General features: G+C 28.4%; 21 protein-coding genes. 4 read left to right on the top strand and 17 right to left on the bottom strand.

The annotated features are described in order from the left end of the window. Positions 1–102 precede the first annotated feature (102 nt). Positions 103–996 (bottom strand): tRNA epoxyqueuosine(34) reductase QueG, encoded by an 894-nt coding sequence (gene queG / locus BUA19_RS07115; protein WP_072725128.1) that lies wholly within the window; start codon positions 994–996, stop codon positions 103–105. Between the two features lie 73 nt (positions 997–1,069). Here queG and BUA19_RS07110 point away from each other — a divergent pair, with 73 nt between their 5' ends. Next, positions 1,070–1,474 carry a RusA family crossover junction endodeoxyribonuclease gene (locus BUA19_RS07110; RefSeq protein ID WP_072725126.1) on the top strand — a complete coding sequence of 135 codons (405 nt, stop codon included), beginning with the start codon at positions 1,070–1,072 and terminating at the stop codon, positions 1,472–1,474. Here the strand turns inward: BUA19_RS07110 and BUA19_RS07105 are convergent, their stop codons facing one another. The 10 genes from BUA19_RS07105 to BUA19_RS07060 form a co-directional block, all read right to left on the bottom strand. Further along, positions 1,475–2,176 carry a ZIP family metal transporter gene (locus BUA19_RS07105; RefSeq protein ID WP_072725124.1) on the bottom strand — a complete coding sequence of 234 codons (702 nt, stop codon included), beginning with the start codon at positions 2,174–2,176 and terminating at the stop codon, positions 1,475–1,477. 76 nt (positions 2,177–2,252) lie between these two features. Beyond that, positions 2,253–3,092 carry a deoxyribonuclease IV gene (locus BUA19_RS07100; RefSeq protein ID WP_072725123.1) on the bottom strand — a complete coding sequence of 280 codons (840 nt, stop codon included), beginning with the start codon at positions 3,090–3,092 and terminating at the stop codon, positions 2,253–2,255. Positions 3,093–3,166: 74 nt separating this feature from the next. Next, entirely contained in the window at positions 3,167–3,748 is a 582-nt protein-coding gene (locus tag BUA19_RS07095; RefSeq protein WP_072725121.1) for a winged helix-turn-helix domain-containing protein, read from the bottom strand. A gap of 416 nt (positions 3,749–4,164) precedes the next feature. After that, positions 4,165–5,082 (bottom strand): glutaminase A, encoded by a 918-nt coding sequence (glsA, locus tag BUA19_RS07090; protein ID WP_072725119.1) that lies wholly within the window; start codon positions 5,080–5,082, stop codon positions 4,165–4,167. Between the two features lie 18 nt (positions 5,083–5,100). After that, complete coding sequence (locus BUA19_RS07085) at positions 5,101–6,759, bottom strand: nucleoside kinase (protein ID WP_242939259.1); 1,659 nt, start codon at positions 6,757–6,759, stop codon at positions 5,101–5,103. 89 nt (positions 6,760–6,848) lie between these two features. Beyond that, on the bottom strand, positions 6,849–7,286 hold the full coding sequence (locus tag BUA19_RS07080) for a CBS domain-containing protein (protein WP_072725117.1): 438 nt from the start codon (positions 7,284–7,286) through the stop codon (positions 6,849–6,851). Positions 7,287–7,347: 61 nt separating this feature from the next. Next, the gene (locus tag BUA19_RS07075) at positions 7,348–8,106 is read right to left on the bottom strand and encodes a sugar phosphate isomerase/epimerase family protein (RefSeq protein ID WP_072725115.1); all 759 of its coding nucleotides are present in this window, start codon (positions 8,104–8,106) and stop codon (positions 7,348–7,350) included. Positions 8,107–8,116: 10 nt separating this feature from the next. After that, positions 8,117–8,650: a signal peptidase I gene (lepB, locus tag BUA19_RS07070; RefSeq protein ID WP_072725113.1), complete on the bottom strand. Its 534-nt coding sequence runs from the start codon at positions 8,648–8,650 to the stop codon at positions 8,117–8,119. Beyond that, on the bottom strand, positions 8,643–9,461 hold the full coding sequence (locus BUA19_RS07065; protein WP_072725111.1) for a hypothetical protein: 819 nt from the start codon (positions 9,459–9,461) through the stop codon (positions 8,643–8,645). The genes lepB and BUA19_RS07065 overlap by 8 nt, the downstream gene beginning before the upstream one ends. A 125-nt stretch (positions 9,462–9,586) precedes the next feature. After that, positions 9,587–11,563: a 5'-nucleotidase C-terminal domain-containing protein gene (locus tag BUA19_RS07060; protein ID WP_084601983.1), complete on the bottom strand. Its 1,977-nt coding sequence runs from the start codon at positions 11,561–11,563 to the stop codon at positions 9,587–9,589. Between the two features lie 184 nt (positions 11,564–11,747). On the opposite strand from BUA19_RS07060, the gene BUA19_RS07055 reads away from it, so the two are divergent. Continuing rightward, positions 11,748–12,179: an MltG/YceG/YrrL family protein gene (locus tag BUA19_RS07055; protein ID WP_072725109.1), complete on the top strand. Its 432-nt coding sequence runs from the start codon at positions 11,748–11,750 to the stop codon at positions 12,177–12,179. 31 nt (positions 12,180–12,210) lie between these two features. Here the strand turns inward: BUA19_RS07055 and BUA19_RS07050 are convergent, their stop codons facing one another. Both BUA19_RS07050 and BUA19_RS07045 read right to left on the bottom strand, forming a co-directional pair. Beyond that, a complete protein-coding gene (locus tag BUA19_RS07050; protein ID WP_143145391.1) occupies positions 12,211–13,509 on the bottom strand; it encodes an RsmF rRNA methyltransferase first C-terminal domain-containing protein in 1,299 nt (432 codons plus the stop codon). Further along, a complete protein-coding gene (locus BUA19_RS07045; protein WP_072725106.1) occupies positions 13,506–14,225 on the bottom strand; it encodes a PrsW family intramembrane metalloprotease in 720 nt (239 codons plus the stop codon). The genes BUA19_RS07050 and BUA19_RS07045 overlap by 4 nt, the downstream gene beginning before the upstream one ends. 107 nt (positions 14,226–14,332) lie before the next feature. On the opposite strand from BUA19_RS07045, the gene BUA19_RS07040 reads away from it, so the two are divergent. Together BUA19_RS07040 and BUA19_RS07035 are read left to right on the top strand one after the other, a co-directional pair. Next, entirely contained in the window at positions 14,333–15,631 is a 1,299-nt protein-coding gene (locus BUA19_RS07040) for a LysM peptidoglycan-binding domain-containing protein (protein ID WP_072725105.1), read from the top strand. A 2-nt stretch (positions 15,632–15,633) separates the two neighbouring features. Further along, positions 15,634–16,881 (top strand): peptidoglycan-binding domain-containing protein, encoded by a 1,248-nt coding sequence (locus tag BUA19_RS07035; RefSeq protein WP_072725103.1) that lies wholly within the window; start codon positions 15,634–15,636, stop codon positions 16,879–16,881. Between the two features lie 25 nt (positions 16,882–16,906). Here BUA19_RS07035 and BUA19_RS12015 read toward each other — a convergent pair whose 3' ends face one another. The 4 genes from BUA19_RS12015 to BUA19_RS07015 all read right to left on the bottom strand — a co-directional run. After that, entirely contained in the window at positions 16,907–20,167 is a 3,261-nt protein-coding gene (locus tag BUA19_RS12015) for a S8 family serine peptidase (protein ID WP_072725101.1), read from the bottom strand. A gap of 69 nt (positions 20,168–20,236) precedes the next feature. Continuing rightward, positions 20,237–21,862: a Na/Pi cotransporter family protein gene (locus BUA19_RS07025; protein ID WP_072725179.1), complete on the bottom strand. Its 1,626-nt coding sequence runs from the start codon at positions 21,860–21,862 to the stop codon at positions 20,237–20,239. A gap of 185 nt (positions 21,863–22,047) precedes the next feature. Next, positions 22,048–23,451 (bottom strand): Na+/H+ antiporter NhaC, encoded by a 1,404-nt coding sequence (gene nhaC / locus BUA19_RS07020; protein ID WP_072725099.1) that lies wholly within the window; start codon positions 23,449–23,451, stop codon positions 22,048–22,050. A 252-nt stretch (positions 23,452–23,703) separates the two neighbouring features. Beyond that, a partial coding sequence (locus tag BUA19_RS07015; RefSeq protein WP_072725097.1) for an AAA family ATPase occupies positions 23,704–25,219 on the bottom strand: 1,516 nt, incomplete at its 5' end.

The raw sequence follows: 25,219 nt of genomic DNA, 5'->3' as shown, positions 1-25,219 counted from the left end.
CTATAAAACCTCCCTTCGTGTTAATACATAATATGTATTAACACGAAAAAAGTCATATGTTATTTTAAATATTTAAAATAACATATGACTTAACAGTTTATCTTATCCTTTTATAATTTCTAAATTTCTCAATATAACACTTTTCCCCCTCCAACTAAATGCTCTATCATTATATCTTCTTTTAAATTCTCTATTAGATATATTTTTAATTTCATCATAATCCAAATTATAAATTAAATTACTTTTAAATTCCTCAATATTTGTAAACTCTACATTCTTATTATGAGGACACACATCTTGACATACATCACACCCAAACACCGAAGGATTTTTAACAAACATTTCTTTCTCTTCTTTTGATAATTCTCCTTTTTTTTGAGTTATAAAAGAAAGACATTTATTTGGATTTATTTCAAAATTCCCAAGAATAGCTCCTCCTGGACATTTTTCTATACATAATCCACATTTTATACAAGTTTTATCAATAGGATTATCTGCTTCAAACGGATAATTACATAAAATATACCCTATACACACGTAAGAACCGTATTTTTCTGTTATTATATTATTATTTATACCAAAATAACCAAGTCCTGAAATATTAGCAAGATATCTATCAACCAAAGGTCCATTATCTACAAATACTTTATATTCAAAATTATCTATATTGTTTTTTAAAAATTCACATATATATTCAAGCTTATTTTTTATAATTATATGATAATCTATAGAATATGTATATTTAGATATATTAGATTTTTTTACATTTCCCGAGAAATAAGGAAATAAACAGACAACAATAGACTTTACATTTTCCATAGTAATTCTTGGATCTACTCTTTTTTTTATATCTTTTTCTTCAAGCCCTGTATAATAGCCCTTATCTATCCTATCTTTCAATATCTCTTCTAATTCTTTATATGGACCTATATGTGCTATTCCAACACTTTCTATATTCAAATGATTTTTACAAAAATATTTTAGTTTTTCCTTCATAAAACAGTTCCTTTCTAAAATATAATTTGACTACAATCACTAAAACAATATAAAATACTAAAGAGGTGATTTTATGATAAAAATTACTATACCAGGAAGACCTATTAGTAAATCTAATTTTAAGCTATGCAATATTCACGGTCAAACCTGGATGCCTAAACAAGGAAAACACGCAAAATATATAGCATACGAAAACATGATAGCAGGATATATAAATAAACAATATCAAGGACCAGCTTTAGAAGGCAATATAATAACAATTTTAAAACTTTATTTTCCTAATAAGCGAATAGGAGATTTACATAATTACCCCAAAAGTATATGTGATGGAATAGAAAAAAGTGGAATAATAAAAAATGATAAACAATTAAAACCCGTTCTTCTTTTTGACTACATAGATAAAGAAAATCCAAGAGTTGAAATTGAACTTTATGAAGCTTCAAAATATGAAATAACTTATAAAATCAAAGAAAAATAATCATTCCTTTATTATACTTTTAAAGAAAATCATAAATATAAAACCCAATATAAAACCAAACGTTGCTTTTTTCTCATTACCTCTACAATGGCTTTTAGGAATCATTTCATTTGATACAACATAAAGTATAGAACCTCCCGCAAAAGCCATTGAAAATGGAATTAAATATTTTATATATTCAAGTGCTAATATTCCAATACCTGCTGATATGGGCTCTCCAAAACCTATTAAAAAAGTATATAATACTGCTTTAATTTTAGAATTTAGAGTTTTCAATAGTATATTCGATACAATTAAGCCTTCAGGTATGTTTTGCATACCTATAGCTATAGCAAGCAATATTCCCGTACCTTTTCCATGTGCTTCATATCCTGCTCCTATAACAAATCCTTCCGGTATATTATGAATTATATTTGCCAAAACTAAAGTGAAATTACCTGATGCCTTATCATCTGGCATATATTTTTCTAATATATACATAAAAAAAGCTCCAATCAATATTCCTATAATCGCTTGAAATACATAACCATCTTCTATACACGGAAGTATCAAACTATACGCTCCTGCAAATGTCATTACTCCTGCTGCAAATCCAAGTATTGTATCTTCAAATATTTCATTTATTCTCTTTAAAAAAATTATAGGAATTGCTCCAATTCCACCGCAAAGTCCTGTTATTAAACTCACTATAAAAGCATTCATACCCAAGCACCTCTAAGTATAAAAAGTAAATATTTTTTATACTTATATTTCCCCGTTAAAATTAAAATATGACAAACTAAAATTTAGACTTTACAATATCTTTAATCATTTTAATTTCTCTTTTATGTCCTTCTTCATCATAAGGAGTTTCCAAAAAAAATGGTAAATGCTTAAGTTTTTGATGAGTTATAAAATTAATAAGAGAATCAAGTCCTATTTCACCCTCGCCAATTCCAGCATGCCTATCTTTGTTGCTTTTAAAAGGCATCATACTATCATTAAAATGTACTGCTTTTAATCTATCAAGTCCTATTATATTATCAAATTCTTCTAATACTCCATCTAAATCATTTACAATATCATACCCTGCTGAAAATGTATGGCATGTATCAAAACATATTCCTAATTTCTCATTATAATCTACTTTATCTATAATTTCTCTCAATTGTTCAAACTCATATCCTATTTCACTCCCCTTACCAGACATAGTTTCAAGAAGTATAGTTATTTTTTCATTTCCTGTTAACGCTTCATTTAAAGCATTTACTATTCTATTTATGCCAAATTCTATACCCCCACCAACATGACTTCCTGGATGAAAACACATATATTCAATTCCTAACATATCCATTCTTTGAATATCTTCTTTAAATATTTTTTTTCCAAATTCATAAACATCGTCTTTTTTTCCCCCTAAATTCATAGTATATGGTGCATGTGCAAGCAATGCTCCAAAATTATTTTCTCTCCTAATTTGCTGAAATTGTTCTATATCTTTTTCATCAAACTTCTTAGCATTTCCCCCTCTAGGATTTCTAGTAAAAAATTGAAAAGTATTTGCTCCTATGTCTAAAGCTGTTTTAGCTGCATGCGAAAATCCTTTTGATATTGATATATGCGGTCCAATTATTAACATAAATTCCCTCCTTAAATGTTATAATATATTTAATTATACCCAAAAAATAGAGCATCAACAAATTTGTTGATGCTCTATTTTTTCATTTTTTTCTCTCTTCTTAAATCCGGAACTCCCATTATAGTTATATTATACGGTCTTACATTTTCTCTATCTCTTTTATCTTTATCTTTTAAAATTTCTCCAAGTTTCTCAGCCAATACATCCATAAGCTCTCTACATTCATCTTCAGTTAAATAATACTGATTATAATGTCTTACATGTTTTGACTGTATTTCATTATTTTCAGCAGCTCTATAAAAATCATCACTTATTTTTTCAAATAACGAAATAGATGCTTGATTTAAAGTCTGAGCTACATTACTATCCACACCTGAATTTAATATACTTTTATCTATGACTACCATTTTTGCCTTTGGAAGATAATATTTTTCTATTATTCCGGATTTCACTTTTTCCTCAACTAAATCCAATATACCTGCATTTAGCAAAGTTTTTATATGATAATTTATTTTTGCATGAGGTTCTCCCAATAATTCAGATAATTGTTTTGCCGAAAGAGGCTCATCTCCAAAAGCTTCTAATATTTCTATTCTATAAGGATGAGATATTGCCTTTATTTCTTCTATATCCCTCAAAACTAAAATATCCTTCATAACATCAGCTTTATAAAATCTATAAATAAAGATTATAGATTTTATTCATACACTCAATATTTTTACAAATATTAGTGTACATAATAGCATATCTCTACAATGCTATACCGCAAGCCAACGGTACTTTTATTCACCTCTCTTTTTTTAATCAAGCAACTAATTTTCCATAATGAAAATGTAGAGTAATTACTTGATTTATAACTTCGAGTTTTTTAATACCATGCAATTTTGCCTTATATGTTAAAAATAATATCTCCAAACTCTAATATTATCAAATCAAAAATATATAAAATAACCAATATGTTTTTGTGGATTTTTAAATATTTTAATTAACTGTTAAAAGTACCTATTATTTATTTTTTTATATTATAATATTTTAAATTGCAATTGTCAAAATTTTTTATATATAAATACTTTTAAAAAATACTCAAATCGAATTTTATAGATAAATCTTCCATGACCTTAACACCAGCAATACTATTACCTTTTTTATCAAGAGATGGTCCAAATACTCCTATTCCCATTTTATTTGGAACAGTTCCCATTATTCCTCCTCCTACACCAGATTTTGAAGGAATTCCAACATTTATTGCAAATTGCCCAGATGCATCGTACATACCACAAGTTACCATAAAAGTTTTGATAATTCTCGATATATCCTCATCAATTAATCTCTCTCCAGTTGTAATGTCTATACCGTGAAGTGCTAAATTTAATCCTATTTTCGCCAAGTCTTTAACTGTAACTTCAATAGAGCATTGTTTAAAATAAAGGTCTAAAACCATTTCTACGTCACCTTGAAGTATCCCTTCACTTTTTAAGAGATACGCCATGGCTCTATTTCTATCACCTGTACGTTTTTCAGACATGTAAACATCATAATTTATATCTAGATTTTTATTTCCCGAAAGCTTTCTAAAAAAATTTAACATTCTCTCAAATTTTTCATCATTATTTTTTCCTTTAATCATAGATGTAATTACTATGGCCCCAGCATTTATCATTGGATTATACGGTATTGAAGGTTTTGTAATTTCAAGCTTCATTATAGAATTAAAAGGATCTCCACTTGGCTCCATTCCAACTTTAGAAAACACTCTATCTTTTCCGTTATCCATAAGAGCCAATGCAAGAGTTATAGGCTTAGAAACACTTTGAATTGTAAATTTTTTTTCACAATCCCCAACTTCATAAATATTATTATTAACATCAATTATACAAAGTCCCAAATCATCTCTATTGGCTTTTTTAAGTTCTGGAATATAAGTAGCTACATTACCTTCTTTAGTGTATTTTCTATTTTTATCTATTATCTCTTGTAGTAATTCCTTCAAATAAACGCCCCCTTTTCTTTAGTGTAGCAATCTACTTCCACCTATAAATTCTCTCAATATAGAAGTTGGTGGAATATCTATTTCTTCTTTTATAGGAACAAAATACTGTAAAAATTTCAAAAGTCTTTTTGCTTCTCTATATTCTTTAACATTTTTATCTATTTCTTTTAATAAAGGCTCTGCGTATTTTTTAAGAACTGCAAGTTCATAAACACAAGCTGAATTAAACATTACATCAGCTTCTTCTTGATATGGAAATATATTTCTTTCTTCTCCTCTTCTTACTAAAGGCCACATCTGTATTGTTTTTACAGCACTATGACCTCTAAATTGATGATCCCTTACAATTCTTCTAATAAGTCTTAAATCAGTTGTAGGTATCCTATTATGTTCATCTAAATTGAGTTGAGTTAATGCGCTAACATATATTTTAAACTTATTTCCATCTGGAATAGATTTTGTCAACAAATCATTAAGCCCATGTATTCCCTCTATTATTATAGGCTGTTCTTCTGTTACCTTCAATTTTTTCCCTATATATTCTCTTTTTCCCGTTTTAAAATTAAAAAACGGTATTTCTATTTCATAACCCAGTATTAATTTTTCTAAATGTTCATTAAAAAGTTCTAAATCTATTGCATATATAGACTCAAAATCATAATTTCCATCCTCATCTTTAGGTGTATCTTCTCTATTTACAAAATAATCATCAAGTGATATTGAAACAGGACTTAATTTATTTACTCTCAGCTGTATAGATAATCTTTGAGCAAAACTAGTCTTACCAGAAGATGAAGGACCCGCTATTAATATAAGTCTTCCTTTTTCTTTGTTTTGAACTATCATATCAGCTATTTGAGATATTTTTTTCTCATGAAGAGCTTCCACTGTTCTTATCAAACTCGGATATTCTCCTCTTTCTATTAAATCATTTAAAGAAGCAACTTTATCAACTTTCATTATTTTTGCCCACTCTTCTGCTTCTTTATATATTCCTGCAAGTTTTGGCTGAGGCTCAAATTTAGAAATTTCATTTGGATGTTCTTTTTTAGGTCCAAGTATTACAACTCCAGGTTTATAATACTTTAAATCAAACAATTTTAAATATCCTGTAGATGGAACCATATATCCATAAAAATAATTTTTAATCCAACCACATTTATATATACTAACTATTTTTGATTCTTTATACTTAAATAAATTTACTTTAGCATCTTTTTCACAGCTTTCAAATATCTTTATAGCTTCTTCTATAGGTAATTTTTTCTTTTCAAACGGTACATCTTCTTCTATTATTTCTCTCATTCTAGATTGAATTTTTTCTACATCTACTTCATTTATAGGTCTATCATAATGTATTTCACAGTATAATCCTTTTCCCAAAGAATGTTCAACAGTTACTTTACAACCAGATAACATCTCCTCACAAGCTCTTATAAATACAAAAGATAAACTTCTCATGTAAGTCCTAATTCCATCTTCACAACTTAAATCTATAAATTCTAAATTACAATCTTTTTCTAACTGATAATTTAATTCTCTCAATTGATTATCTATAACGCCTAAAACAATAGGACTTTTATAAAACTTCTGATATTCTCTACTTATATCAATTAATTTAGTCCCCACATTATATTCTCTTTCTTCATTCATTATTTTAACTTTTACTTTACTCACATAACCACTCTCCTTGCCTTTTATAGTATTAATTATATGTACAAAAAGGGAGCACGTGCTCCCTTTGAATTGTAAATATATAAATATTTTTAATACATTTTGTTTCCCGGTTTTGATGGTTCTGAAATATGGCTCAAAGCCTCACCAGCTTCATTTACATGTATATTTACAACTGCTAAATCCCCTAAAGAAAGCATTCCTACCAATTTGTTATTTTCAACAACTGGAAGTCTTCTTATTTGATTTCTAGCCATCAATTCAGCTGCTTCATGAGCATCAGTATCAGGAGTTACACTTACAACATTTCTGCTCATTATACTCTCTACATTTTGATTAGCATTTACTGTATCTGTAATACTTCTTAAAACTATATCTCTATCTGTTATTACTCCAACAGGAGTTTTGTTTTCATCACAAACAGGAACTATTCCCACATCTAAAGTTCTCATAATATCAGCAGCCTTTGCTATATTAGAATTTACATCTACATATGATACATCTTTTGTCATTATATCTCTTACTTTCATATTTAAAACCTCCTATTTTTTTAAAATCAATATTATTTTTTCTTTTTTTAAGAGGTTTTATTTATAAATTTTTTAAAATGATATTTTTACTAGTTTGGAAAAATTTTTTATCCATTTCTAAAACAATGTATTTGACATTTTTTAATTTTAATAAATATTTTATATCTTCTTCCCTTAATAGACCATTTTCATTTAATCCCATATGTAAATCACTTTTTCCATCGTTATCACTTAAATGTATTAACTTAATATAACTATGTAACTTGTTCAAATAATCACTTTTATCTATTAAATTATGTCCTGTATCATAACAAAATCCTAAATTTTCGCTTTTTACATTTTTAAATATATATTCAAAATCACCTGCATCATTTCCTAAATTAACCAAATCCCCATCTAAAGAATATGTGTTTTCAATATATATATCTATATCGGTCATTTTTTTTATTAGCATTAATAAAAAATGTACAGTATTATCCAAATAATTTTTTCTCTGTTTTTTCACTCTATTTTTCAATCCATAACCTAAATGTAAATTATAATATTTTACATTCAATAATTTACCTCTTTTATAATTTTCTAGGAAAAAATCAACCCAACATTTATTTATATATTTTACAGTTTCACATGTATTTAACTCCATTGGCATATGAATACCAATACTTATATCATTTCTTTTCAATTTTTCTATTTGTTCATACAAAAAATTCCAATCTTCTAAATTATCTATTCCAACCTCTATATGATTGAATTTCAATTCTTTACATATTTCTATTTTTTCTTTTATATCATATGCCATGGCCGATATGCCTAATTTCAATAAAATCACCCTACTTCAAAATTCCAATCTTATTAAATGGATAAAGTCTTAAAAAAGCCCTTCCTATTATATCATCTTCACTTACCATACCAACTCTAGGGTCTCTACTGTCCAAACTATTAGGTCTATTATCTCCCATTGCAAATATATATCCTTCTGGAACAGTAGTATCTATATATCCATCTGTATAATTCCCATTTATATAAGTTTCTTTAAGTTCTTTACCATTTACATAAACCTTTCCATTTATAATTTTTATTTTATCTCCAGGTACAGCTATAACCCTTTTTACCAAATCCTTTTCTTTTCCATTTTCTTGAGTTAAATGAGATTTAAAAACTACTATATCTCCTCTAGCTGGTTCGTGAATTGTGTAAGGTATTTTATTTATTATAAGATAATCATTTTCTTCAAGTGTTGGATACATCGAATATCCCTTTACAAGAGTTGGTCTTATAAACTGAGTTATAACAAATGCTATTACAAGCGATATTGCAATAGTTTTAACCCATTCTATAATTTCCTTTTTCAGTTTATCATTCATAACACTCATCTCCTTTGTTGATTATATATTTACTCATTAAGTCTATTATCATATTATTTATATCATCGTATTTATCAAATTTTATATCAAAATCTAAATATTCACATGCACTTATAAAATCATCTACAACTTCAAAAGGCTTTCCATATATAGATTCTATGTCCTCTTTACTCACCCCTTTAAATCCATGGCCAACTGGACAGTCATTTCTCAATTTTATTAATTTTTCCAATTTTTCACTATTCAGTATTTCAAGCGCTCTACTTAATTTTCTAGTTTTTCTTACATATTTATTTATATACTTAGTTATACCATAAGTCAAATTACTCGTATATATATTATACCTCTTTCTCAATATATTCAATATATTTTTTTTAAATACCATATACCCAAGCATTGATATTTTATCTTTCCCAGATTGATTTTTAACAAATATATATTTAAAAAGTGCTTCCTTTAATCTGTATATTCTACCTAAAAAATCTATATATTCTTCATTTATAAGCTGTATTTTTATATTCTCTATAAACTCAGAAAATATAGCTTCTGGTTCCCCATCTAGTAAATCTATCAAGTTTCTTCTAAGTGCTTTTATTTCCTTTCTATTTTTAATTTTAGGTGTCAAACTATCTATCTTTTTTATAGAAGTTTTAAAATCAAAATTAACTGAAGATTTACAAGAACTGACAAGTATATGTAAATCTCCATCTGTTATTCCCAACTCCTCTAGTATATCTACTACTGCATCGTAATTATACCTGCTCAAAAATTTTAATATTACAAATTCGTATTTTTTATCTATACTTCCCATATAATCAACTCCTGTAAATTTTAATTTATAACTAGTATTATATTATGATATTCATATTATTTAAATTATTAACACATTTAAACCTTAAAGTACAAAAAAGACCCTAAATTTAGGGCCTTTTAAAATTACATTGTAGGTATTTTAATTGTTTGATTTGGATATATCAAATTTGGATTTTTTAAATTATTGTATTTAGATAAAATTTTCCAATCAACATTAAACTTTTTACCTATTTTCCAAAGTACATCTCCTTTTTTAACTACATAAGTTTTCTCTACATTCTCTTTAACTACTTCTTTAGACTGTTCTCCTTTTACTTCAATTTGTCCAGTAGGAATTAATCCCATTTTTTGAAGCTCATATACATTTAAAGATTTTACATTTGGAGTTCTTCCATCTTCTGAAGTTGGAACTTTTATTTTTCCTTCTTTAACTAATTTATAAACAGTATCTTTTAACGGATTATTTAAATCTATACCGATTATTTTCCAATTATTGTCGACTTTTGGAGATATAGTTTTCTTTTCTTTTACATACTGTACAATGAGATTTCTTATACTTCCATCTGCAAATTTTTCAGATGAATCATAAACTTTATCTTCTGCTCTAAAATATCCATCTTTAACCATATTTCCAAATCTATAATTGTTTACTGCTAAAACAAATGTCATATCATCTGTAACTGGTTTTCCTTTAAATTTAAGATTTACTATTCTTTGTCCTTCTGGTTTTGAAATATCTATATCGTATTCAACTCCAGAAAACATATCATAATTATATCCTCTTATATTAGGATTAAAGCTTATTGTTACATCTCCATCTTTATATCTATTAAAATATCTAGCTGACCATTCCATATAATCTTTTAATTGCTTTCCTGTAACTTTTACTCCAATTAATGTATTTGCATATTTGTATATATTTGCTACATCTTTTTTCTTAAAATCTCCCTTTAAAAGATTCATATCGCTTTTAAAAGCCGCAGCAGCTGATATATCAGCACCAGAATAGTGCATTTGAACTTCATTTATAAAGTCTATCAAAGCTGTATCTTCAACTTGAACTCTCGGTATTCCTGGTAATACTTGAGTATCTTTTATAAAATCTTCTGTTACAGTTCCAATCACAGTATTTGCATCTTTTCTAGAAATTTCATGAATTCTCTTGTATTTTTCTTCTAATTTTTTATCTACCGGATAATCTTTAGTATTTATATTTTCTGCTTTTTTATCTACAACAATCCACTTTCCATTTTCATTTCTAAGTTTTAAATCTATTTTAGACACTCTATTTCCATAACTTTTAGGCTCAACAACTATTGTATTCCCAATCATTTCACCAGAAATATCACTATGAGCATGTCCCATAATAACAGCTGCAAGCTCAGGATTTGCTTCAATTACAGCTTTTGTTCCATCAAAATCTGTATATTCATTGTCAAGTCCCATATGAAATGCTCCTATAAATACATCTACTTTTCCTTTTAACTCATTTATAACCTTTTTAGTTTCATCAACTGGATTTTTAAATACAAGTCCCTTGAAATGTTCTGGAGTTGAAGCTTCCCATCTAGGTATATTTGGTGTAGTCATACCTATTATCGCTATTTTAACTCCATCTTTTTCTACTATTTTATAAGCGTCAAATGCTCTCTCTCCATTTTCCTTATATATATTTCCTGCGAGAACTGCTGCTTTAGATGTTTTAACTGCTTTATTTAATTTATCAAGTCCAAAGTTAAATTCATGATTACCTAATGTCCATGTATCATATCCTATATCGTTCATAACCTCTATTATTGGATTTTTCTCTTCATTTTGAAAAAGCTCAATAGAGTTATCTTGAGTTGTATCTCCTGCATCTACTAAAATTACATTTTTATTTTTACTTCTTATCTCTTTTACTACTGATGCTATTTTTAAATATCCTGCATCATTATCTTCTGAATCCAACGCATAATCCCAAGGAAATATTCTTCCATGAACATCACTAGTTCCAATTATAGTTATGTTAGTTTCTTTTTCATTTGCAACAACCCCTATAGGCGTAACTATGCTTATTAATAATGCCATTATAAGTAATATAGATATTTTTTTCTTCAATTTAAAACCTCCTTTTATTTATTAATACATGGAACTTATATAATATTCTACATTTGATAACATTTTCCTTCATTTTTTTATTTAATTTTTATATTGAATTTACAAATCTCTACTGATATCCTAAAATATATAGATAATTACAAAACTCATTAAATTAGAAAATCTTCAAAAAGGAGGAAAAAATTTGGAGAAATTAAAAAATATTCTTTACGAAATAAGTGACTTAATTTTAGGCTTTGTACTTCTTTTAATAATAATATCTACAATAGGATGGCAACTTTATGGCTGGTTTGATTTTAACGAAGCAAAAAGTACAATTGCAATTGACCAAAAAATAAAAACCGAAAATAAAACGCATAATAATTCCATTAATGAAAATAATTCTAACAAAAAACCCAAAGTAACTATACAAGAAGTAGTTAACTTTAAAATCAACTCAGGTGAAACTGGAATTAAAATAGCTCAAAATCTGAAAAATTTAGGTCTAATTAATTCAGTAAATGATTTTTTAAATACCCTTAAAAATTCTAATTTAGAAAATGCCATTAAAGCAGGTACTTATAAAATAAAAAAAGGTTCTTCTTTAGAAGAAATTGTACATATACTTACAAAATAATTTACAAAAGGCTGTCATAAAAAATGACAGCCTAATATTTTATCCTAAGTCCCTTTGGGTAATGATTTTTAAGTACTCCATTAGATTCTTTTCCCCATCCTAAAGGAAACCCTTCCACAGTAACTAATACCCATCCTCTACTTTTTCCTGTATTTAATGTATTTCCCCTTAAGTAATCCATTACTTCTTTAGAATTTAAATTTAAATTATGTACATATTTCACATCTTCCTTTTTTAAATAATGAGATAATGCATGAGATGGTTCAAATCTATTTTTCTTTAAAGTTCCAATATGTAACCCACTTCTTAAAACCTTTATTCCTTTTAAACTCGGATATTCATCTGGAACTAAATATAAATTATCTCCCTTTAACTCTAAATTACCTTCTATTTTTATATTTAAAAAACTTTTTTCAAATTCTCTAAAATTTTTTATTTCACTTGTAAGTTTTTTTATTTTAGTCGTTTTTACTTTACTTTCAGTTTGAGAAGCTTTTTTCATTTTTGCAACAAAATGACCTTCTCCCTTTATTTTATGAGGCCAAAGTCTTTCCATTTTTAAAATATCAACATCTTCATGTTTACTCAAAAATTCATTTACAACATCTTCATTTTCTTCTCTTGAAAATGTACATGTAGAATATACTAGTATTCCACCTTCTTTTAACATATTATAAGCTCTTTTTAGTAGTTCTTCTTGTATGCTTTTACATTCCAATACTTTATTGTATGACCAATCTTTTATTGCTCCCTCATCTTTTCTAAACATTCCCTCACCTGAACAAGGTGCATCTACGATTATTTTATCAAAATACCCTTTAAATATTTTCTCTAAATCTTTAGCAGATGAATTAGTTATTATAACATTTTTAACTCCAAATCTTTCTATATTTTCTCCTAAAGCTTTTACTCTTGTTTTGTTTATCTCATTAGATATTAAAAGCCCTTTTCCATTTAATTTTGAAGCTATATATGTAGATTTTCCACCAGGTGCTGCACAGATATCTAACACCTTATCCCCTTCTTTTATATCTAAATTGGGAACTACAGCCATGGCAGAAGGCTCTTGAAGATAATAAATACCAGCTTCATGTAAAGGATTTTTACCTGGTCTTACCTCATCTTCATCATAATAAAAACCTTCTTCACTCCAAGAAATAGGAGTTAAATTAAATATCCCCATATTCAAAAAATCCTCTACAGATACTTTTAAAGTATTAACTCTAAGTCCTGTAGTTTTTTTATCTTCATAAGATTTTAAAAACTCGTCATATTCTTCACCTAAAATTTTTTTCATATCTTCTAAAAATTTTTGTGGCAAACTAATCAAAATTCTTCTCTCCTTTTATTATTGATTCTTCCAAATATATCCCTCGAATTTTTAGTATACTCATTTAATCTATCTAAATTAATCTTCCATAAGTATAACACATACGGAATAAATAATACCATAAGTATAGGTGTATTTGACATCAAAATAAAATCGAATATACCATGCAAAACCACAGGCACTATAAGAGATTTTCTCAAAAATTCTCTACACTTTCCTTTTCCTTCAACACAATATTTAGCTAAAGAAAGATAATACCCCATTGTTATACCAAATAACATATGAGCTGGAACAGAAAATAGCCCTCTACCTATTCCCACATAATAATTTGATGCAAATCTAAATACAACATACACTACATTCTCAACAGTAGCAAAACCAAGTGCAGAAAATGTACAATAAACTATACCATCTAGTTTTTCATTAAAATGATGACTTTTAAACGCACTTTTTAATACAACAAATCTTTTAAAAAATTCCTCTGTAAATCCAGCCACTACAAATGATGTATATAAAGGCCACATAATACCTGAAAATACATTGAACATACTTAAAAATCTTTCAACTGCTAAAGTAGGAATTACTGATAAACACCCTAATATAAATACTTTAAGCAAAAGATCAACCGGTTCTTTATCATATCTATCTGTAAGATATATACCAAAAGCCAATGCTAATCCCGGAGCTATCGCTATAAGTAAAAGTTTTAATTCCATAATAAAGTTCCTCCTATACTTATTTATATCTATTATATTTCCCAAAATCACTTAACAAAATATATTTTTTTTCATATTATATAATAGTTTAATTTAGGAGGGATAAAATGGAAATATATAAAGTAGTTAAAGGAGATAGCCTTTATAATATTTCAAAAAAATACAACATTCCTATAGATGAAATTGTAAAGGCTAACGATCTTCCATATAATGATAAATTAGCTGTTGGAATGAACCTTTTAATTCCTTCAATAACAAAAAATTCTAACAAAGATTATTTTAATTACAAAGTAAAAGCTGGTGATTTTTTATATAAAATAGCAAAAAAATTCAACATAAACTACAAAGATATAATTGATATTAACAAACTCAAACAACCTTATGTTGTTTATCCTGGTCAAATTATAAAAATACCCACTAAAACCAAAAAGAAATTAGTATCAACACTTCCTTTTTTTCAGCCAGGAACTAAATACAAAAATTACTATGACTATATAAAAGAAATAGCTCAACAACTTACTTATATTGCAATATTTGATATAAGAACAGATAAAGACGGTAATTTAACAAGCGAAATACCTGAAGATTTGCCAAAATTTATTTTAGATAATAACATAACTCCACTACCTGTAGTAACTAATTTTGATGGAGAAAATTTCAATAAAGACTTGGCAAAAGAAGTTCTTACCAATAACATGGACACATTAATTAATAACATTGTAGATTTAACAGTAAAACAAAATTACGGAGGAGTAATACTTGATTTTGAAAATTTATATCCAAAAGACAGGTATTTATTTAATAATTTTGTAAAAAAATTATCTGAAAAACTTCACGAAAAAAATAAAGTTCTCGGAATGGCTATAGCTCCTAAATGGCAAGATTGGTCAGATAGACCTTGGGTTGGCTTTTTTGACTACGAAGAACTAGGAAAATACCTAGACATAGCATATCTTATGACTTATGAATGGGGATGGGTAGGAGGAGACCCTCAACCTATAGCTCCACTACCTAATATGAAAAAAGTAATAGACTACGCTTTAACTAAAATGCCAAATAACATAATATATATGGGAATGAATCTTTATGGATATGATTGGCTTATTCATAAATACAAACAAGAAACAGCTAAAACAGTTACTTTAAAAAATGCGTACAAATTAGCCATAGACAACAATGTTCAAATTTTATGGAACGATAAATCCAAAACTCCATATTTTAGATATACAGATGAAAAAGGAGATCTTCATGAAGTTCATTTTGAAGATGCTTTAAGCCAACTTTATAAACATGAACTCGCAAAACAACTAGATTTAGAAGGATTTGGTTATTGGGTTTTAAATACTAAAATAGCTCCTACTTGGTATATATTAGATGAGCTTTTTAAAGTTAGGAAGGTGACTTAAATATGAAAGGTAGTTTAATAGTTGAAGTTATAGATAAAAAAACTAAACAACCAATAAAAGAATGTAGAGTTAATATATACACAAAAGATACAAACACTCAAAAAACATTAGCAGAAAACCTACCTACTGATATATCTGGTCAAACACCTATAATAGAAGTTCCCGCTCCAGATTTAAAGTACTCACAAAAACCTTCTGATGTAAAACCTTATAGCGATTATATAGTAGAAGTAATCAAAGATGGATATATAGATGTCATTGTAGATGGAGTTCAAGTACTTCCAACAGAACTCGCTATCCAACAAATAGAATTGGTAAAAATTGAAAACACAAGATTTATGAGACAAAATACAATTACCATAGAAATAGGTCCAAATACACTATGGGGAAATTATCCTCCAAAAATTCCAGAATCACCCAACAAGATTATACCTCCACCAACAGGATTTGTAGTACTTGACTATCCCCAAGTTCCAGAATTCATAATAGTTCACGATGGAGTTCCAGATGACCCTTCTGCTCCTAATTACTGGATAAGATATAAAGACTATATTAAAAACGTAGCTTCATCTGAAATATATTCTACCTGGCCTACTAGCACTATTTATGCAAATATATGTGCTATAATTTCATTTACATTAAATAGAGTATTTACTGAATGGTACAGAGGAAAAGGTAAAAACTTTACAATAACATCATCTACTGCATATGATCATAAATTTATTTACGGAAGAAACATATACCAAAATATAAGTAGAGCTGTAGATGATATATTCAACCTGTATTTTAAAAGACCATCCGATAGAAGACAACCTCTTCTTGCTCAATACTGTGATGGAGTTCAAGTTCAATGTCCTACTTGGATGACTCAATGGGGAAGTAAATATCAAGGAGACCTCGGAAAATCATTCGATGAAATATTACGATATTTCTATGGAAATGATATTGGATTTGATAGAGCTCAAGTTGTAACTGGAGTACCCGTATCATACCCTGGATACACTTTAGGTATAGGTTCTAGTGGCAAACCAGTCAGAACAATTCAACAACAATTAAATAGGATTGCTCAAAGTTATCCAGCAATACCTAAAGTAAAAGTAGATGGAGTATATGGTAAAGAAACAGCTGAATCAGTTAAAAAATTCCAAGAAATATTTAGACTCCCTGTAACCGGAACAGTTGATTTTGCAACATGGTACAAAATTTCCGATATATATGTAGCTGTAACCAAAATTGCAGAACTTAAATAAAGGAGTAAAGCCATCTTTACTCCTTTTATATATTGTGTTTTTTAGCTTCCTCAGAATAACTCCAATTAAATACCGATCTAATTTTTTCAAATGCTCTTCTTAAATTGAGCATTCCATATCCCCAAGATATATTAGGATACTCATCACCTTCTCTCATATTAGTTCCTCTTATCAAATAAGTTTTAACCTTTTGAGTATAAAGTCTTGGATCATTTCCTTCTACAATCCCCCACTGCAAAAGCAATGCTATAGCACCTGATGTATGAGCAGCTGAAGCACTTGTTCCTGTTAAACTGCCATATCCTCCACCAGGAACAGTAGTTGTTATATTAACTCCAGGTGCTACTAAATCCGGTTTTATTCTATCATCCCTAGTTGGTCCTCTCGATGATGCTCTATATAAACTATTATCTTTATGATTATAAGCTCCTACAGTTATTAATGCCTCTGCTGTAGCAGGTGTAACTATAGTTCCATAAGGATCTGCCTTTAAAAATTCAGTTCCCTTTGCAAGTAATACTTTATTAGGCAAATATATATCATACCTACCATCTACAATATAATCTCCATACAATCTTATAATCCAATTCCCCGGTTTTATATCCTCAAAAGAAATGCAGACAAATTCATCCCCTGTAAGTTCATCAGGAAATTTATATGTAACGTTTGTTTCTACTCCCTCCATCGTAAATTTAACAAGCTCTGTTTCACTAAGCTTCGCTGGTATTTTATCTATAGCATCTCCTGTTGGAGAAACTAATCCAATAGATATTCTATCAGGCTTTCTTCCCCAAATATAAACTTCCAAATTTTTTTGATTTTCTCCCACTTTAAACTCTACTTCTTGAATTTCCCCACTTGAACTAAACTTCCCACTATAATGAGTCTTAGTATCTCCTTCATTTCCTGCTCCTGCTACAGCCACTACTCCTCTATTTCTAGTTATCTCGTATATATAACTTTCAAGCATAGTTTTTCCATCATGGCTTCCTTCATTTGTTCCCAATGATATATTGATAACTAAAGGCATTTTAAATTCTCTAGCTTTTTCGTATGCATACTTTATTCCAAGCATCAAATCCGAACCATTATAATATCCTCCATAATCTTTTAATTTTACAACTACAAATTCACTATCCGGAGCAACTCCTACATATTTTGTATCTACTCTTCCTCTTCCTCCTATTATTCCTGCAACTTTTGTTCCATGGCCAGTTTCATCTTCAGTCTCTAGTTTCTCTCCAGTTTGAATTGCTTTATTTATTTCTTCTCTTGTATATTCCCTTCCAAAAATAAACCCCTTTGGCGGATTACCTTCAAGTGTTTGATCCCATAAACTCACTATTTTAGAAGTATCATCCTCAAATATAAAATCAGGATGAGAATAATCTATTCCAGAATCTATTAAAGCTACCAAAACCCCTCTTCCTGTTTGAGGAATATATGGATGATTGTGAAAAAACTTAGCTCCAATCTCTTCTACACTAGTATCAATAAGCGGTACCATTTTAGCCGGTTCTCTTAACGCAACTATATTACCTGTTTCAAGTAACATTTGTTCATTAAAATCATCTGAAACATATATTATCGCATATCTATCATCTAATACTTGAATTTTATCTATTCCTAATTCGCCCAAATCCACTTCTACATCTCCTTGATATTCCACTATATACTCCTTCAAATTATTACTCTCCCCCCTATACAAATTTCTAATTTCTCGACTTGTAATATTTCTCAAATTTAATTTTCCATATCCCCAAATATTATCTGGATAATTTAAAAACTCCTTATCTCTTATTGCATTTTTTAAAAGAAGTGCTTTTATTCTATCAGCATATAAAAACGGATCATTCTTATCTACTATTCCCCATTCCATTAAAAGAGCTAAACTTCCAGTTACATGAGGAGCTGCCATACTAGTTCCAGAAAGTGCTCCAACTCTTCCTCCTGGAAGACTAGATACTATTTCTTCTCCCGGAGCTACTATATCCGGTTTTACAATATTTCTATTAACATCTCCTCTTCCTGAAAATGCAGAAAAAGTACCTTTATTGTAATCATAACTCCCCACAGAAATAACTCTCTTTGAAGTTGCCGGAGTAGTTACTGTAAGATTTAAACTTGAATCTAAAAATTTTGTATCCCTACTTAACTTTTCAGATATAGGAAGATATATATCAACATCCCCTTCAACTATATCCTTTGCATCTAAATTTATTTTCCATATACCTTTTTGTATAAACGGATTACCTTTTAATCTTATTTTAGCTTTTTCTCTTAAAGTATATGGAGTTGTACTAGAAAAAAATGTACGCACATTTGTATTTCCCAAATCCATATTAATTTCTCCTATACTTTCATCTATATAAGGAGTAGATATACCAGATGGGTTTTCTATCGAAAAACTAAAAGTATCAGAAAACTTCTTCCAAATTTCAATATTTATATCCCTCTCTCCATCTCCTATCGAAAATTCTATAGGTTTTAACATATTTTCTTTAAGCTTTACGTATTTATGGTGTGATTTATCTCCTTCATTACCTGAAGCAACAACTATTGATGTTTTCCACCTTAAAGCCATTTCATCTAAATACTCCTCAAATAAAGAGGTTCCATCATGAGGTCCTTCATTTGTTCCATAACTTATATTTATAACAACAGGTTTTCCTAAAGTTTCAGCTTTATCTATTATATATTTTACAGCTCTCATAAATTCAGTAGTTCTCGCAAAAGACTCCATACCTTTAGTACCTACCTTAACAACTATAATGTCAGCATTTGGAGCAATAGTAGATGCAATGCCTGACACATGTGTGCCATGGCCTATTTGATCAAAAAAAGGAATCTCTTCTTCTCCACTTAACGCTTTATTAATATCTTCATTTGTATATTCATATCCTTCTTTAAAACCTTTTGGAGGATTTCCTTCTCTTGTTTGATCCCATATACTCAATATTTTAGAAGTTTCATCTTCATTTATAAAAAAAGGATGTTTATAATCTATTCCAGAATCTATTATCCCAATAATTACTCCTTTTCCACTAAGATCAGTTTTTTTCTTAAAAGAATCTATTCCACTTGCTTCAAAGCTAGTAAGACTAGGACCAAGTATAAAAGGCTTTTCTATATATTCTATTTCTTCATAATTGAGAAGTTTTCCTACATCTTCTTCTTTTAAAGTAATTATCGCAAATCTTTCATTTAATACTTCAACTTCAACCCCTAACTCCTCTTCTAATTTAGCTAAATCCCCATGATACTTTACAATAACCTCAAAGTTCAATTTACCACCCCCTTTTATAATTCTATGTAACAAAAAATAAAAAATAGACGTCAATTAGACGCCTATTTTTTAAGATATTTTACTTACATCTGCATCTATAACAGCTTTAGCTATATTAGAAGCATGATCTCCTATTCTTTCCATATTACTAATTAAATCTAAAAATACTATACCAGATTCAGTATTACATATATCATTATTTAATCTATATATATGGTTTCTTCTATACGACTTTTCCATTCCATCTATCTGTTCTTCTAACTTTATTACATTAAAAGCTAAATCTCTATCTCCATTTTTCATAGCTTCCAATGAATATTTATAAGCATTCATAACTTTATCATACATTACTTTTAAATCATTCAAAGCTTCGTCTGAAAATGGCAAATCTTTTTCCACAACAATCATAGCAAGTTCTGCTATATTATCTGCATGATCTCCAACTCTCTCTATATCATTTATAGTATGAAATAATCCATCTATTATTTCTCTATTTACAGCAGATACAGATTTATTTGACAGTTTTATAATATATTCCATTATTGCTTTTTCTAAATCATTTATTATTCTTTCATTTTCAAATGTTTTCTTTATCTCTTGTTTTGATTTATTGAAAAATCCATTCATTGCACTTTCAAATGATTGTGCAGCTTTTTTACCCATTCTCAAACTTTCTCTAATTGTATTAGCAACGGCAATTGAAGGAGTTTCAAGTATTCTTTCATCTATATATTTTGTCAATTTATACTCTGATGCTTCATCGTCTCTTTCTGGCACTATAGTCATAGCAATTTTAACTAAAATCATAGCAAACGGAAATTGAATAACAACATTTATAATATTAAAAAACGTATGAGCATTTGCTATTTGTCTTGTTACATCAGTTGGATCTAAATAAGTTACTAAACTCATTATAGGTTTAGTTAATACAAAAGCAAATAAAATAGTTCCTATAATATTAAACGTCAAATGCATAATAGCTGCTCTTTTAGCATTTCTACTTGCTCCTATACTTGAAAGTAATGCTGTAACACAAGTACCAATATTATCACCATAAAGAATTGGAAGTGCAGATGATAAAGGCATCAATCCTTCAGATGCAAGTGCTAAAAGCATTCCCATAGAAGCACTAGAACTTTGAACTACTACTGTTAAAACAAATCCCATTAAAATTCCCAAGAAAGGATTACGCCCAAAATTAACTAACATTCTTGTAAAACCTTCATATTCTCTCAAAGGCTTAACAGCATGTTTCATAAAATCCATACCTATAAATAATATACCAAAACCTATTAAGATTTCAGCAATTTGTTTGTTCTTTTCTTTTGAAGAAAATAGATATATTATCATACCTATTCCTACAGCCACTGGAGCTAAATCTGTTAATTTAAAAGATACAAGTTGTGCAGTAACTGTAGTACCAATATTGGCTCCCATTATAACACCAACAGCTTGAGTTAATTTCATAATTCCCGCATTTACAAATCCAACTACCATAACTGTAGTTGCACTACTACTTTGAATAATAGCTGTAACAAGTGTTCCAACTAAAACTCCCATAAATCTATTGCTAGTTAAAAGCTCAATTACTTTTTTAAGCTTTTCACCAGCCGCCTTTTGCAAACCTGAACCCATTAAGTTCATTCCATATAAAAATAATCCAAGCCCTCCTAAAATTTCTAACGCTATTTTCATAGCCATATTCCTTGTTCCTCCTTAGTGTAATAATAAATCCCGACTTATTTATCTTATCAAAATAAAACATCTCAAATGTTAAATTTAAGTTAAAAATAAGTTAAAAAAAATATAATTGATTCTAATATTTTCTGTAAATAATTTAAAAAATATGTACAAAAAAACTCCTGAATTTCAGGAGTTTTTTATACTATTTCATCTTCAAAAAAGCTATCATCTACATATTCAATTGTAAATCCTAAATATCCATATATTACAGCAATTATAGGATTTATTATATTTAAAAACGCCCAAGGAAGATAATCAAGAGGACTTACTCCTAATGTAGTTGACATATAAGCTCCACATGTATTCCAAGGTATTAAAGAAGAAGTAAGAGTTCCTGCATCTTCAAGAGTTCTCGATAAGTTCTTAGGGTGAAGTCTTCTCTGCCTATAAGCATCCTTATACATTCTTCCTGGTACTACTATTGAAAGATATTGATCTCCCGTAACTAAATTTGCAAATATACACGATACTATTGTAACTAATATCAACGACCCTGTTCCTTTTGCAAATTTTAATATACTTTGAGCTATTGTTTCAAGCATACCTGTACTTTCCAATATACCGCCAAAAGTTAAAGCACATAATATTAAAGATACTGTTCCCATCATACTATCTAATCCACCACGAGTTAATAATTCATCGACAACTTTAACCCCTGTTTCAGACAAAAATCCACTTTGAGCAGAAGTTATAATACTCTTTAACCCTGCGCCTTGGAAAATAACTGCAAATATTCCTCCTATTACTGTTCCTCCTATAAGACCTGGTATAGCTGGAACTTTAAATATTACAAGAGCTATAACAAGTACAGGTGGCAACAATAAAAATATATTTATATTAAAACTGCTATTTAATGTATTCAATATTAAATTAATAGTATCTGAATTAACATTACCATTAGAATACTTAATTCCTATAACTCCGTATAAAATCAAAGCTATTATAAAAGCTGGTCCCGTTGTATATACCATGTGTCTTACATGATCAAATAAATTTGTACCTGCCATGGCTGGAGCAAGATTTGTAGTATCAGATAAAGGAGACATTTTATCTCCAAAATAACTACCAGATATAATAGCTCCTGCAATCATATAATCAGGCATCCCAAGACCTTTTCCAACACCTATAAGAGCTATCCCTACAGTTCCAACTGTTGTCCAAGACGATCCCGTCGATAACGCTACTATTGCACAAATTACAGCTGTTGCAACTAAAAATATAGACGGCGAAAGTATTTGAAGCCCATAATATATCATAGTTGGAACAACTCCACTTAAAATCCAAGTACCTATTATAGTACCAATTATCATTAATATTATTATAGCCTGCATTCCCATATTAATACTTTTTAATATACCCTTTTCTATTTCGCTCCAAGTATACCCTAAATAAACCGCAACTAAAGCAGCTATAGCAGATGCTCCTATTAACGCTATATGAGGAGATGCTTTGTATTTAAATACAACTATAAACAAAAACAATATCAAACAAATTATTGGTATAAGCGAAATACCTAATGTAATATCCTTTTTTTTATTCATCAAAAACCCCCTTAAAATATCTTAAAAATATATAAAAAGCATCTAAGAGTACTCCTAGATGCCTAAAATAAACTAATAGACACTATAAACTCTTTCATTGTGTGAAGTTATCTACAATTAACTTTACTTATATTATATGTTAATTAATAAAATTTTGTCAATATTCGACAATTTCGCAGAATTTTTAAAATATATCAAAAATTCCTTAGTCAATCACAAAAACTGCCATGGCTGATTGTGCCATGGCATTCCTTATCCCTCAACTACTAAAACTTCTTTTCCTTCAAATGCTATTCCTAACTCTATTATGTTTTCGATTCCCATATCCAATAATTCCTGCTTATAATTTTTTTCTTTTATTTGCGCTATTGCTTTATCTGCTGCAATCTCCAATGTTTCTTTTCTTCTTTTATTTACTTTCTTAAACTCCATAATTATCCCTAGTTTATTTCTATCTTTTGGAATTAATGCTACATCATATCTTCCATATCCACTTTCTCTATTTGACTTTACTTCATATTCTTCATTTAATGCTACTAAAATTCCAAGCACAAATGCATGATAGAACTTTTCACTTTCCTCTATATCAAAATAGCTTGCACTTTTTATTATATACTCACTAAATATATCTTCAAATGTTTCTATATCCCCTGTTGTCAAACTTTTTAGCATATAATTAAATTTTTCATTATTAATACTTTCTTTAAACCAAGACAATATTATTTCTTCATATAGATATTTCACTTCAAAGTTTGGTATTTCTAATGTACAAAAACTTCTTCCCATTTTTAAATTTTCATTTATAACTTTTAAATACCCGCTAAAAAGTAAAAAACTCCATACATTTTCTGCTCCATTTTCTACATCATTCATCACTATATCTTCATTTATTTGTTTTACAATAGTTTTCCCTTTTATCAAATCTTCAAGTTCTTTTTTTACTGTTTCTCCTGCTTTTGTCAATACTATTTTTACTAAATCATTACTGCTCGTATTCACCCAATAAGGTCTAAATCCTTTTTCATAGTTATCTACGTAATTAAGTATTGACCATGGATTGTATATTACATTTTCTCCAAATATATATCCATTATACCATTTTCTAACTTCATCCATTTCAGACTCTATATTATACTGCTTTAATATTTCTTCTACTTCACTTTCTAAAAAACCAAATTTATCACTATAATGATTTTTTAATATTGTACATACCTTTAAATTGTTTAGTCCCGAAAATATACTTTCTTTTGCTACTCTTAATATTCCAGTAAGCACTCCCTTTTTCAAATACTCATTATCTTTAAGAGCACCACTCAAAAAATTTCTCATAAATTCTATTATTTCTTTATAGTATCCACTTAAATATCCGTTTTGTATTGGTGTATCATATTCATCTATCAACACAATTGTTTTTTGATTATAATATTCGCTTAAAAACTTACTTAAATTTTTAAGGGTTGTTTCGTATTCAACTTGAGATGCTCTCTTATATAATATGTTTTTAAAATATATCTCATCTTCTTCATTTAAATATTGTCTTTCTATCAAATATCTATGTCTTGAATATTCGTTCGATATAATTTCTTTCATTTTTTCATAACACTTTTGAAAATTTCCATCTTTCACATCTTTAAATGTCAGATATATAACTGGGTATTTTCCCTGCATATCCATTATATCTTTATACTTATTTACCTTTAGATTTTCAAACAAATATTTATTATCTTCTTCTCTTTTCTCAAAAAAATATTTAAGCATACTCATATTA

Source organism: Tepidibacter thalassicus DSM 15285 (genome assembly GCF_900129915.1).
Lineage (GTDB): Bacteria > Bacillota > Clostridia > Peptostreptococcales > Peptostreptococcaceae > Tepidibacter > Tepidibacter thalassicus.
The sequence above is the reverse complement of the archived record's forward strand: the minus strand, read 5'-3'. Positions and strand labels throughout refer to the sequence as shown.